This is a genomic window from Arthrobacter ipis (assembly GCF_014694315.1).
GTDB lineage: Bacteria > Actinomycetota > Actinomycetes > Actinomycetales > Micrococcaceae > Arthrobacter > Arthrobacter ipis.
The window spans coordinates 32,858-44,900 of the sequence record NZ_JAAOXD010000009.1; the positions used below are offsets into that span (position 1 = coordinate 32,858).

Sequence of the window (12,043 nt, forward strand, 5' to 3'; positions counted from 1 at the left end):
GGTCGATTATCTCACGTCATGGGGTAGGGAAATTCCGGCCGCCGGATTATGACCGCGGGCCGGGCTCGCCGTTGTCTGTGGTCTGCTCCGGTGTGGGGCCCGGTTCCGCGGCGGCTGCCGTGCCCGGTTCTGGGGCCGGGCGCGTGGCCGGTGCCGTGCCTTCGGCAGAAATCTCCGCTTCCGGCACCGCTTCGACGACTCCGCGCCGGGCGCGGCGCACGCTGGTGCGGTCCAGCACCAGGGCGGCAATTGCGCCGAGAATCACACCGGCTGCGGCGCACGGCACCATGAAGAAGCCGTACACGGCGCCACGGTCGTAGCTGGCATCGCCGGGCAGGGCGTACGCAATGCCCGCCGCCGCGGCGAAGCCCACCAGCCCGCCAAGAATCAGGAAGGGAACATACTTGGGGGCGCGCCGGACGGTGATCTCGCGCCGTTCAGGAATTTCGTGCCGTTCAGGGGTGGGCTGGTCGGAAGACATGCCATCTAGCCTACTGTCATCCCGCCCGCCGGCCGGCCCCGGCGGGTCAAGCCTGCTTAGGCCTGCGGGCCCGCCGGGACCAGCCGCTGCCGCTGCTCGCCCAGGACGTCCCCGCCGGACATCCGCATGACGTCGCCGGCTAACAGGTACGGGAAGCGGCCGGACAGTGCCACGCCTTCTGGTGTGCCGGTGGTGATGAGGTCGCCGGGTTCGAGCACCATGTACTGCGAGAGCCGGCGGACCAGCTCTGCCGGCCCGAACACCATGTCCGCCGTCGAGCTGTCCTGCCGGACCTCGTCATTGACCCAGGAGGCGAGGCGGATGCCGTCCGCATCAACTCCCGTGGCTGGAACCAGCCAGGGCCCCACCGGGTTGAAGGTGGGGCAGGACTTGCCCAGCGACCACTGCGGCCCGGAGTGCTCCAGCTGGTACTCGCGCTCGGAGACGTCATTGGACAGGACGTAACCCGCGATGCAGTCCGCCGCCTCGGCGTCGGATGCCAGGTAGCTGGCACGCCGGCCGATTACGACGCCCAGCTCCACCTCCCAGTCCACCCGCTGCGCCCCGGGCGGGATGACGACGTCGTCGTCCGGACCAACCACGGTGTTGGGATGCTTGAAGAAGATGATGGGCCGTTCCGGCACGGGCAGGCCGGATTCTGCGGCGTGCGCGGCGTAGTTCAGGCCCACGCCGATCACTGCCCCCGGCCTGGCGATCGGCGCACCGATCCGTTTGCCGTCGAGGGCTACCAGGGGGAGGCCGGACAGGTCCAGGTCAGTGAGCTGGCCGGCCCAGGTCTGGAGGAAGTCGCCGTCGATGTCCTGGGTGACCGGCCGCAGATCGTAGGCCTGGCCGTCGTCGTCGATGACCACAGGTACCTCGTTGCCCGCCGGGCCAATGCGCATCAGCCGCATTCTGTTTCCTTTCAGCTGCCGCGGTAGGTGGAGTAGGCGAACGGGCTCAGCAGCAGCGGCACATGGTAATGCTCGGTGCCGGTGACCTCGAAGACCAGGTCCACCTCCGGGAAGAACGTGGTGCCGCCCTGCTGGGCGTAGTAGTCGCCGGTAGCGAAGTTGAGCCGGTAGTTGCCGGGGGCCAGGACCTCCGGTCCCAGGTCCTTCGCGCGGCCGTCCGCATCGGTGGTGCAGGTGCCCAGCTTTGTCCAGCTGCCGCCGTCGTTCGCGTAAAGCACGACGGCGATACCCGCCGCCGGGCGTCCCGCGCCGGCGTCCAGGACGTGGGTTGTTACATGGGAAACGCTCATTCGCTGATCACTCCTTCCAGGCGCAGCAGGGCGATTTCCCGCAGCTGCTGCGCGACGATGGCATCTTCCTGCGCCGGGGTATTGGCCAGGCGCAGGTTCAGCGCTGCCAGGATTTCGGGGGCCGTGCGTCCGGCGGCGCGGATCAGGAAGACGCGGCCGAACTTTTCCTCGTAGGCGCGGTTGCCGCGCGCCAGGGCGTCCGCCACGCCGGTGTCCGCCGGGTCCACACCTGCCTGCTCGGACCGGGACATGGCAGCCTCGGTGGTCTGCGCGGCGGGGCGTTCGCCGATCCTGGGGTGGTGGGCCATGGCGCCTTCCACCTCGTCCGGCGTGAACGGCGCGGCGGCGGCCCGGGCTCCCGCGAGGAGCTCCTCGCGGGAGGCAAAGGGGCGCCCAGCGGCGATCTGGTCCACCCAGCGGGGGACGTCGATGCAGGGGCGCAGGACTGCGTTGGCAGCGTCCCTGTCCGCGGCATTGAATTCGGCAAGCTTCACGTTGTGATCCTCAAGCAGATGCTGGCATCCATGGTGACGGCTATGCGGAGGTCCGGGTCTTCTCCCGGCGATCGGCAACCCCTCTCCGAGGGATCATCGAGTTCCGCATCATGGAACTGTTATTTCAGCATACGTAATAGTGAAGCCGAGCATGTCTGCCGGTGTCAAGAGACTACCGCAGGGGTTGGGTGCGGACAGGCGTCCGACGCTCCCTCAGCTTTTGCAGGCTTTTGGCCAACCCTTCCGCAATCGGTGCGGACCCGTTTGGGTTTTTCCTGCAGGATCTGAGGAAGGGTTTTGGGGGATGGAGAGGGGTGGTTGGGGGACCTTGAGGGGCCAAGAATTGTCAAAGCTCAAAGAAGTAGCCTGTCCAGGCCGTGGCTATCCGCCGCGGCACCGTTCCGGCCGGAAGATAATCGGATATGCAGATCCTGGTGGTTGAAGACGACGAATCGGTGGCCGCCGGCGTGCTGGAGGGCCTCACCAGGGCCGGCTTCCAGGCCCGGCACGTCGCCGACGGGGCAGGGGCGCTCGCCGAGGTCCGCTCCTCCAGCCCTGATTTCGTGCTCCTTGACCTGGGCCTGCCGGACATGGACGGCACGGACGTCTGCCGGTCCATCAGGTCCCTGACACAGACGCCGATCATCGTTGTCAGTGCCCGCGACGAGGAGATCGACCGGGTGCTGGCACTGGAGCTGGGGGCGGACGACTACCTGGTCAAGCCGTTCGGGATGCGGGAGCTCGTCGCCAGGATCCGGGCGGTGGCCCGGCGCACGGCCGACCCGCAGTCCGGGACCACCCCGCCGGTTGACGGCACACGGGTCATCGGCACCCTGAGCATTGACCAGCGCTCCCGGCGGGTCCAGGTGGACGGGACCGAAATCCACCTCACCGCCAAGGAGTTCGAGCTCCTGTACTACCTCGCAGAGGACCCCGGCGCCGTGTGCCAGCGCGGCGACATTCTGCGCGCGGTGTGGGACGGCACCTGGTACGGAACCACCAAGACCCTGGACGCGCACGTGGCAGCCATCCGCAAGAAGCTCGGCGACCCCCGCTGGATCGAGGCGGTGCGCGGCGTAGGGTTCAGGCTGGACGTGCCCGGATGAGGTGGCGGCTGATTTCCGTGTTCATGGCCATCACGCTTCTGGTGGTGCTGGTGCAGGACGTACCGCTGGGCAGCTACCTGGTCCGCGTGGAACGCGACCGGCTGGCCACCTCACTTGAACGTGACGCCTTCCTGCTCAGCGGCCGGGCGCGGCAGCTGCTCGAAGCGGGCGGGCCGGCACCCGGCACCGTGGCCGCCGCCGTCCGCGATTACGGCCAGGCCAGCGGGGCCCGCGTGGTGGTGGTGGACCGTTCCGGTGCAGCCGTGGCAACGTCCGACGACGACCAGTCGGCTACCGGGGCCTCTTACCTTTCGCGCCCCGAGATTTCCGCCGCGCTCGCCGGCCAGATCACCTCGGGCCAGCGGCACTCCGACACCTTGGGGTTCGACCTGGTCTACGTCACCGTTCCCGTCCTCAGCGGCGAGAACATCACTGGTGCGGTGCGCCTGACCTACCCTGCGTCCGTAGTGGATGACCGCGTCTCCGGCCAGCTGAGGGTGATGTGGGCGGTTGCGGGCATCACCGTGCTGCTCGCGGGACTGCTGGCCTACCTGATGGCCGGGGCCGTGACCAGGCGGATCAAGCGGCTTCAGAAGGCCACCGAACTGCTCGCGGAAGGCAGCCTCGACACCCGCACCGAGGAGGAACAGGGGCCGCCGGAGCTGCGCACCCTGGCCCGGTCCTTCAACCGGATGGCGGACCGCCTGGAGCACCTGCTGCAGCAGCAGCGGGGGTTTGCCAGCGACGCGTCGCACCAGCTGCGCACCCCGCTGACGGGGCTGCGGCTGCGGCTGGAGAACGCCGTGGATGCCGTCGGCAATGATCCGGAAGGCGCGCGCGTCATGGTGGCCGACTCTCTGGAAGAGACATACCGGCTACAGCGCATCATTGAGGGCCTGCTCCTCCTGAGCAGGGCGGACAGCCGCCATATGGACCGGGAGGATGTGGACCTCAGCGTGATCGCCCGGAACCGTGTGGATCAGTGGGAAGCGCTGGCCGAGGAAAGCGGGGTGCGGACAGTACTGGACGCGGTCCCGGAGGCCAGGGTGGTGGCCATGCCCGGCGCGGCCGAACAGATCATCGACAACCTCATCGACAACGCCCTGGCCGTGGCCCCGCCGGACTCGGAAGTCCGGCTGGTGGTCCGCCCTGACGGTACCTCGGGAGGTTATGAGCTTCACGTGCTCGACGACGGCCCCGGGCTTTCCGAGGAAGACCGGCAGAAGGCCTTCAACCGCTTTTGGCGCGGCCAGTCGACGTCCGAGGGCAGCGGCCTGGGCCTGGCAATCGTCCAGCAGCTCGCCGAAGCCAGCGGCGCCGCCGCCTCCCTCCACGCCAGGCCGGGAGCCCGGGGCCTGGACGCGCGCGTCACATTCAAGGCCGCCCCGCGCCCCTGACGGATGCACCCTGACGGGTTTCGCCATAGTCTGGCCAAGTGGATACAAGCACCGTGAACTCCGGCGAACAGCTCGACAGGCAGGCACGCATTCTTGAAGCGGCGCTCAGCCTGCTGTCACGCCACGGCATCTCGGGTGTGAATATGCGCGCTGTGGCCCGGGAAGCCGGCGTCGCACTGGGGCTCGTGAATTACTACTACGAAGACAAGTCGAGCCTGATCCGTGCGGCCTTGCACCGGATCGACGAGCACGACCTCAGGCTGGTCGCAGCCGACCCCGCGTCGCCCCCCGACGAGCAGCTCCGCACGGCCCTCCGGCGCGTTGCCGGCCCGGAACTCCTGACCACACAATATCTGTCACTGCGCCTCCATCTTTGGGCGCTGGCGCAAGCCCATGAAGACTTTGGATTAATCAACGCGGCGGCGTTTGAGCGGTATCTCGATGGGCTCGCGACGCTGATAGGGAATGCCAAACCCGAGCTCTCCCGCGATGAATGCAGGGAGCGGGCAGCCGACATCGTCGTCGTGCAAAACGGCATGTGGCTGACGGCGCTCCTTGGGGTAGACGAGGCATCCATCCGGAGGAGCCTCGCCCGCACGGAGCAGATCGCCTTCGCCGGCTAGCGGATCAAGCCCAAGCTAAAACACGCGCACACGGCCCCGGCAGCCCATGAACAAAAATTCTTGAACATCGGTTCAGTTTTAACCTTGAACACTTGTTCAAGCTGGACTATTCTGCATGTGTATGACCTACACCACACAAACGGGGTCCCGCGGAAATAAAGGCGTTTCATCGGCGGCCTCCGATTTCCGGCCCAGGCACTTCACTCGCCACAGCTTCTGACCAACCCGTCAACCCCCACATCGCGTTATGGGCCACCGGTCACCTAAGAGCCCGGGGCAAACCAAGGACTCACACCTTCGTGAACGCTGATCTGCACCAGGTAGAAGGAGATTTTTCATGACACAGACCAACTACGATTACGTCATCGTCGGCGGCGGAAGCGCGGGTTCCGTGCTTGCCAACCGCCTGAGCGACGGAGGCCAGAGCAGCGTCCTGGTTCTCGAAGCCGGACGGAGCGACTACCCCTGGGACCTTTTCATCCAGATGCCCGCCGCGCTGACCTTCCCCAGCGGCAACCCGCTCTATGACTGGCGCTACGAGTCCGATCCCGAGCCCCACATGGGCGGCCGCCGCGTGGCGCATGCCCGCGGCAAGGTCCTGGGCGGCTCCAGCTCCATCAACGGCATGATCTTCCAGCGCGGAAACCCGCTCGACTACGAACGCTGGGGCGCCGACGCCGGCATGGAAACGTGGGACTTCGCGCACTGCCTTCCGTACTTCAACCGGATGGAAAACGCGCTCGCAGCCGATCCCGACGATGAACTGCGCGGACACTCCGGCCCGCTGGTGCTGGAACGGGGCCCCGCCACCAACCCGCTGTTCCAGGCCTTCTTCGCCGCCGCCCAGCAAGCCGGCTACCCGCTGACCGACGACGTCAACGGCTACCGCCAGGAGGGCTTCGCCGCGTTCGACCGCAACGTCCACAAGGGCCAGCGGCTCTCCGCCTCCCGCGCCTACCTGCGGCCCGAATTCGGCCGGAAGAACCTGACCGTCCTGACCCGGGCCCTCGTCACCAAGGTCAACTTCAAGGGCAACGTGGCCACCGGCGTCACCTACCGCCGCAACGGCAAGACCCACCAGGTGACCGCGGGTGAAGTGATCCTGGCTGGCGGCGCCATCAACACGCCGCAGCTGCTGCAGCTCTCCGGCGTCGGCGATGCCGCCCACCTGAACTCGCTGGGCATCAACTCCGTGGTCAACCTGCCCGGCGTCGGCGAAAACCTCCAGGACCACCTCGAGGTCTACATCCAGCACGCCTGCACCCAGCCGGTCTCCATGCAGCCCAACCTGGACCTGTGGCGCTACCCCCTGATCGGGCTCCAGTGGATGCTGGGACGCAAGGGTCCCGCCGCCACCAACCACTTCGAGGGCGGCGGATTCGTCCGCTCCAACGACGACGTGGCCTACCCCAACCTGATGTTCCACTTCCTCCCGGTCGCCGTCCGCTACGACGGCCAGAAGGCGGACGCCAAGCACGGCTACCAGGTGCACATCGGACCCATGTACTCCGACGCCCGCGGCAGCCTGAAGATCAAGTCCACTGACCCCACGGTGCACCCGTCCATGCTTTTCAACTACCTTTCCACCGATCAGGATCGCCGCGAGTGGGTCGAGGCGATCCACGTTGCCCGCGACATCCTCGGCCAGTCCGCCATGGGTCCCTTCAGCGGCGGCGAGCTTTCTCCCGGCCGGAGCGTGCAGACCGACGCGGAGATCCTTGACTGGGTTGCCCGCGACGCCGAGACGGCGCTGCACCCGTCCTGTACCGCGAAGATGGGTCCGGACTCCGATCCCATGGCCGTGGTGAACCCGCTGGACATGAGCGTGCACGGCACGCGCGGCCTCCGCGTGGTCGACGCGTCCGCCATGCCCTACGTGACCAACGGCAACATCTACGCTCCCGTGATGATGCTCGCCGAAAAGGCCGCCGACCTGATCGCCGGCAAGGCGCCGCTCGCGCCCCAGCACGCCGAGTTCTACCGGCACGGCGTGAGCCCGCTGGAACGCGGCGGATCCATGCCAGTAGCAGCAGCTGCCGTTGCGGCGAAGGGCTAGGGGATGAGTGTGACGATCGATACTGAACTGAAGCTCGCCCGGGGCCTGTACATCGACGGCGCCTGGCAACAGGCGTCCGACGGCGGGACCACCAACGTGCGCTGCCCGGCAGACGGGCGCGAGGTGGCGGTGGTCGCCTCGTCGACGGTGGAGGACGCGGAGCGGGCGATCGCCAGCGCACGGGCGGCGTTCGACGACGGCCCGTGGCGGCGGCTGACCGATATTGAGCGGGGTGCGGTGTTGCTGCGCGTTGCCGATCTGCTCGAGCGGGACAAGGCCGCGTACGCCAGGGCGGAGGCGCTGGACACGGGCAAGCGGCTCGTCGAGGCGGAATACGACATGGACGATATCGCCGCATGCTTCCGGTATTACGGCAAGGTCGCCGGGCTGGACGCCGGCCGGGTCATCGACACCGGCCGGGTGGATGCGATCAGCCGTGTGGTGTACGAGCCGTTGGGGGTCTGCGCGCTGATTGCGCCGTGGAACTATCCGCTGCTGCAGGCGGCGTGGAAGGTCGCCCCGGCCTTGGTGGCGGGGAACTCGTTCGTGCTCAAGCCCAGCGAGCTCACGCCGTCGACCTCGATCCTGCTGATGGAGACCCTCGCGGAGGCAGGCGTCCCCGCCGGCGTCGCGAACCTGGTCACCGGGTCCGGCTCGAAGGTGGGCGGACCGCTCAGTTCCGACCCGCGCGTGGACCTGGTATCGCTGACCGGAAGCCTTGCCACGGGGCAGACGATCATGGCCGCCGCCGCGGAAACGGTGAAGCGGGTGGCGTTCGAGCTTGGCGGGAAGAACCCGAACGTCGTCTTCGCGGACGCGGACTGGGATGCCGCAGTCGATAACGCGCTGACCGCGGTGTTCCTGCACTCCGGCCAGGTCTGCTCGGCAGGTGCGCGGCTCGTCGTCGAGGAGACGATCGCGGAGCGTTTCGTGGCCGAGGTGGTGGAGCGGGCGAAGAAGATCCGGATGGGCGGACCGTTTGATTCCGACGCCGAGACGGGGCCGCTCATTTCCGCCAGGCACCGGGACCAGGTCCACGCGTACGTGCAGGCCGGCATCGCGGAGGGCGCGGAGCTGCTGTGTGGCGGCTATATGCCCGACGACGGGCCGCTCGCTGACGGTTTCTTCTACCCGCCGACGGTGCTGGGCAACTGCCGGTCCGGGATGAGTGTGCTGCGGGAGGAATCGTTCGGACCGGTGCTGACGGTTGAGACGTTCCGGACCGAGGCCGAGGCCGTCGCGATCGCGAACGACACCGAGTACGGCCTGGCCGGCGCGGTGTGGACCTCGGACGCGTCCAAGGCGCAGCGCGTCGCGGGCGCCCTCCGGCACGGCACGGTATGGATCAACGACTACCACCCGTACGTGCCGCAGGCGGAATGGGGCGGATTCGGGAAGTCCGGGATCGGACGTGAACTCGGCCAGGCCGGCCTGGCTGAGTACCGCGAGGCCAAGCACATCTGGCAGAACATCGCCCCGGCCCCCAGCGGCTGGTTCGGCGCAGCCGGCTAGGCATCAACTTTGGGGGAGACGGCCGGGCGCTGCAGCGCGGTGCCCGGCCGTCGATACACCTGCATGATTCCAACTGCATTCGGTTTCATGTGCGTGTAGTGTTACCCGCGTCCAAAGGCGGCCGCGGGTCATCACCATCGTGCTTTTCTTACTTAGGAGTTCAGATGTTGGAACCCAGCAAGAGTACTGATTCAAGCGGCATGGACGAGTTCGGCTATGCCCAGACCCTGGACCGGAGCATCGGCAAGTTCGCCAGCTTCGCCGCCGGCGTCAGTTATATCTCCATCCTCACCGGCGTTTTTCAACTGTTCTACTTTGGTTTCTCCATGGCCGGCCCTGCATACGCGTGGTCCTGGCCCATCGTTTTCGTCGGCCAGCTGATGGTGGCGCTGTGCTTTGCCGAACTGGCAGGCCGCTACCCGGTGGCCGGCTCGGTCTACAACTGGGCCAAGCGCCTCGCCTCCGGGACCTCGGCCTGGCTCGCCGGCTGGCTGCTGCTGCTGTCCTCCATCATGGCGCTGGGGTCCGTGGCGCTGGCACTGCAGATCACCCTGCCGCAGCTGTGGTCCGGATTCCAGATCGTCGGTGATGGCACCGGCCCCTTTGATTTCGCCATGAACGGCGTCGTGCTGGCCACCATCATGATCACCATTTCCACCCTTATCAACGCCTTTGGCGTGAAGCTCATGACCATGATCAACAGTATCGGCGTGTTCGTCGAGCTGGTCGCGGCCGTGCTGCTGATCCTCGCGCTGGGCTGGCATGTGGCGCGGGGACCCGAGGTCTTCTTCGACACCGCCGGGTTCGGCGAAGGCCACGACCTGGGATTCTTCGGCGTGTTCCTCATCGGCGCGATGGCCTCCGGCTACGTCATGTACGGCTTCGACACCGCCAGCTCCCTCGGCGAGGAAACGAAGGACCCCAAGCGTACGGCACCCAAGGCAATCCTGAGGGCCGTCACCGCCTCCTTCCTGCTGGGCGGGCTGATCCTGCTCTTCGGTATCCTGGCGGCGCCGGACCTCACCGACCCCAAGATCGGTGCGGCGGATGGCGGACTGCAGCACATCGTCCTCTCTGTCCTCGGCGGACCCTTCGGCAAGGCCTTCCTGGTGTGCATCGTGGTGGCTGTGGTGGTCTGCACACTGGCCGTCCACGCCGCTGCCATCCGCATGATGTTCGCTATGGCCCGGGACAACAACCTGCCCTTCAGCCGCCAGCTCAGCAAGGTGGATCCGGTCCGCAAGACGCCCACCATCGCGGCCATCGTGATCGGCGTCCTGGCCGTTATCCCGCTGCTGGTCAATGTCATGCAGCCCGCGATCTTCACGATTCTGTCCAGCATCAGCATCGTCCTGATCTACCTGTCCTACCTGCTGGTCACCGTTCCCATGCTGCGCAAGCGGTTCCTGAAGAAGTGGCCCCTGCGCCATGAAGGCCAGGATGAAGTGGGCTTCAGCATGGGCAAATGGGGACTTCCGGTGAACATCCTCGCCGTGCTCTGGGGCGGGGCGATGACGCTGAACCTCATCTGGCCGCGGCCGGAAATCTACAACTCGGTGCCGCCGTTCGAGTGGTACTTCCAGTGGGGTGGCGTCCTCTTCGTCGCCGCCGTGACCATTGGCGGCACGCTGCTCTACCGCCTGAAGATCAGGCACCAGACCGGTGTCCTGGCCGAGCATGCAGCTGCCGTGGCGGCCCACCCGTCCTCGGGCGAGGCTGGGCAGCCGCAGCCGCAGCCGGTCAGGGCAGGCGGAGGCGCGGAGGGTGGCCTTGATCCGATGGAAGATGATCTTGAACCGCAACGAGTCAGCTAGATTGGCAACGGGTGCCGTTGCCAACGAGTCCCCGGGACTCAGGAAAGGAACATTGACTCATGGTTCATAAAGTCAAGGCTGTTGTTGTCAGGGCGAAGGACGCTCCGGTGTCGGTGGAGACGATCCTGGTGCCGGATCCGGGTCCTGGCGAGGCCCTGGTGGATGTTCTGACGTGCGGGGTGTGCCACACGGACCTGCATTACAAGCTGGGCGGGATCGGGGATGAGTTTCCGTATCTGCTGGGCCATGAGGCGACCGGTGTGGTCTCGGCGGTGGGTGAGGGTGTCACCGAGGTGTCCCCGGGTGACCGGGTGATCCTGAACTGGCGTGCGGTCTGCGGGCAGTGCCGGGCGTGTGCGAAGGGCCAGCCGCAGTACTGTTTCAACACCGCGAACGCGACGCAGAAGATGACCCTGGAGGACGGCACCGTGCTGTCCCCGGCGCTGGGGATCGGGGCGTTCGCGGAGAAGACCCTGGTCGCTGCCGGGCAGTGCACCAAGGTCGATGAGGACGCGGACCCGGCCGCGGTGGGGCTGCTGGGCTGCGGTGTGATGGCCGGCATCGGCGCGGCGATCAACACCGGTGAGGTCAAGCGCGGCGAATCGGTGGCCGTGATCGGCTGCGGCGGGGTGGGCATCGCCGCGATCGCCGGCGCTAAGCTCGCCGGGGCCACCACGATCATCGCCGTGGACATCGACGAGAACAAAATCGAGATGGCCAAGACGTTGGGCGCCACGCACGGGGTGAACTCCCGCACCTCCGACCCGGTCGAGGCGATCCGGGCCCTCACGAACGGGAACGGCGCCGACGTCGTGATCGAGGCCGTCGGCCGCCCGGAAACCTACAAGCAGGCCTTCTACGCCCGGGATCTGGCCGGCCGCGTGGTCCTGGTCGGCGTCCCGACCCCGGAGATGGTCCTGGAGTTGCCGCTGCTGGATGTCTTCGGGCGGGGCGGGTCGCTGAAGTCCTCCTGGTACGGGGACTGCCTGCCTTCCCGCGACTTCCCCATGCTCGTGGCCCACTACAAGGCCGGCAACCTGGACCTGGACGCGTTCGTCTCCGAACGCATCACCATCGACCAGGTCGAGGAAGCCTTCGACAAAATGCACGAAGGCAAAGTCCTCCGCTCAGTTGTGGAAATCCAGCCGGCGGGAGCCCCCACAGCCGCTGCTGCCGAACCGGCGGTGGCCTCCGCATGAGGGTCACGATCGAAAACCTCGTCACCTCCGGCACGTTCTCGCTCGACGGCGGGACCTGGGATGTGGACAACAACGTCTGGATCGTCGGCAACGACAC

General features: G+C 67.1%; 11 protein-coding genes and 1 pseudogene. 8 read left to right on the forward strand and 4 right to left on the reverse strand.

The genetic code is table 11. The features are described 5' to 3' along the window. Positions 1-46 precede the first annotated feature (46 nt). The 4 genes from G9E11_RS18885 to uraD are packed head-to-tail and all read right to left on the reverse strand — an operon-like array spanning position 47 to position 2,239. The gene (locus G9E11_RS18885) at positions 47-481 is read right to left on the reverse strand and encodes a hypothetical protein (protein WP_311764418.1); all 435 of its coding nucleotides are present in this window, start codon (positions 479-481) and stop codon (positions 47-49) included. 56 nt (positions 482-537) lie between these two features. After that, complete coding sequence (locus tag G9E11_RS18890; RefSeq protein WP_190608694.1) at positions 538-1,395, reverse strand: fumarylacetoacetate hydrolase family protein; 858 nt, start codon at positions 1,393-1,395, stop codon at positions 538-540. An 11-nt stretch (positions 1,396-1,406) separates the two neighbouring features. Further along, positions 1,407-1,745 (reverse strand): hydroxyisourate hydrolase, encoded by a 339-nt coding sequence (gene uraH / locus G9E11_RS18895; protein WP_190608696.1) that lies wholly within the window; start codon positions 1,743-1,745, stop codon positions 1,407-1,409. After that, positions 1,742-2,239: a 2-oxo-4-hydroxy-4-carboxy-5-ureidoimidazoline decarboxylase gene (uraD, locus tag G9E11_RS18900; RefSeq protein ID WP_190608698.1), complete on the reverse strand. Its 498-nt coding sequence runs from the start codon at positions 2,237-2,239 to the stop codon at positions 1,742-1,744. The genes uraH and uraD overlap by 4 nt, the downstream gene beginning before the upstream one ends. A 422-nt stretch (positions 2,240-2,661) precedes the next feature. Here uraD and G9E11_RS18905 point away from each other — a divergent pair, with 422 nt between their 5' ends. From G9E11_RS18905 to G9E11_RS21280, 8 genes and pseudogenes are all read left to right on the forward strand, one after another. Next, positions 2,662-3,345 carry a response regulator transcription factor gene (locus G9E11_RS18905; protein ID WP_190608699.1) on the forward strand — a complete coding sequence of 228 codons (684 nt, stop codon included), beginning with the start codon at positions 2,662-2,664 and terminating at the stop codon, positions 3,343-3,345. Then, the gene (locus tag G9E11_RS18910; protein ID WP_246469058.1) at positions 3,342-4,742 is read left to right on the forward strand and encodes a sensor histidine kinase; all 1,401 of its coding nucleotides are present in this window, start codon (positions 3,342-3,344) and stop codon (positions 4,740-4,742) included. Before G9E11_RS18905 ends, G9E11_RS18910 begins: the two co-directional genes overlap by 4 nt. Positions 4,743-4,780: 38 nt before the next feature. Beyond that, a complete protein-coding gene (locus G9E11_RS18915; RefSeq protein WP_190608700.1) occupies positions 4,781-5,365 on the forward strand; it encodes a TetR/AcrR family transcriptional regulator in 585 nt (194 codons plus the stop codon). Positions 5,366-5,702: 337 nt separating this feature from the next. Further along, positions 5,703-7,421: a choline dehydrogenase gene (betA, locus tag G9E11_RS18920; RefSeq protein WP_190608701.1), complete on the forward strand. Its 1,719-nt coding sequence runs from the start codon at positions 5,703-5,705 to the stop codon at positions 7,419-7,421. Between the two features lie 3 nt (positions 7,422-7,424). Next, positions 7,425-8,933, forward strand: coding sequence for an aldehyde dehydrogenase family protein (locus tag G9E11_RS18925; RefSeq protein ID WP_190608702.1), 1,509 nt, complete (start codon positions 7,425-7,427; stop codon positions 8,931-8,933). 164 nt (positions 8,934-9,097) lie between these two features. Then, a complete protein-coding gene (locus tag G9E11_RS18930) occupies positions 9,098-10,747 on the forward strand; it encodes an APC family permease (RefSeq protein WP_190608703.1) in 1,650 nt (549 codons plus the stop codon). A gap of 59 nt (positions 10,748-10,806) precedes the next feature. After that, on the forward strand, positions 10,807-11,946 hold the full coding sequence (locus G9E11_RS18935) for an S-(hydroxymethyl)mycothiol dehydrogenase (RefSeq protein ID WP_190608705.1): 1,140 nt from the start codon (positions 10,807-10,809) through the stop codon (positions 11,944-11,946). After that, positions 11,943-12,043 (forward strand): annotated as a pseudogene (locus G9E11_RS21280) (MBL fold metallo-hydrolase); the annotation flags it as partial. The gene G9E11_RS18935 and the pseudogene G9E11_RS21280, both read left to right, overlap by 4 nt.

Coding starts and splice junctions, on each gene's coding strand:
- G9E11_RS18905 (WP_190608699.1), top strand. CDS start 2,662: ATGCAGATCCTGGTGGTTGAAGACGACGAATCGGTGGCCGCCGGCGTG.
- G9E11_RS18890 (WP_190608694.1), bottom strand. CDS start 1,395: ATGCGGCTGATGCGCATTGGCCCGGCGGGCAACGAGGTACCTGTGGTC.
- G9E11_RS18930 (WP_190608703.1), top strand. CDS start 9,098: ATGTTGGAACCCAGCAAGAGTACTGATTCAAGCGGCATGGACGAGTTC.
- G9E11_RS18925 (WP_190608702.1), top strand. CDS start 7,425: ATGAGTGTGACGATCGATACTGAACTGAAGCTCGCCCGGGGCCTGTAC.
- uraH (WP_190608696.1), bottom strand. CDS start 1,745: ATGAGCGTTTCCCATGTAACAACCCACGTCCTGGACGCCGGCGCGGGA.
- G9E11_RS18885 (WP_311764418.1), bottom strand. CDS start 481: ATGTCTTCCGACCAGCCCACCCCTGAACGGCACGAAATTCCTGAACGG.
- betA (WP_190608701.1), top strand. CDS start 5,703: ATGACACAGACCAACTACGATTACGTCATCGTCGGCGGCGGAAGCGCG.
- G9E11_RS18935 (WP_190608705.1), top strand. CDS start 10,807: ATGGTTCATAAAGTCAAGGCTGTTGTTGTCAGGGCGAAGGACGCTCCG.
- G9E11_RS18910 (WP_246469058.1), top strand. CDS start 3,342: ATGAGGTGGCGGCTGATTTCCGTGTTCATGGCCATCACGCTTCTGGTG.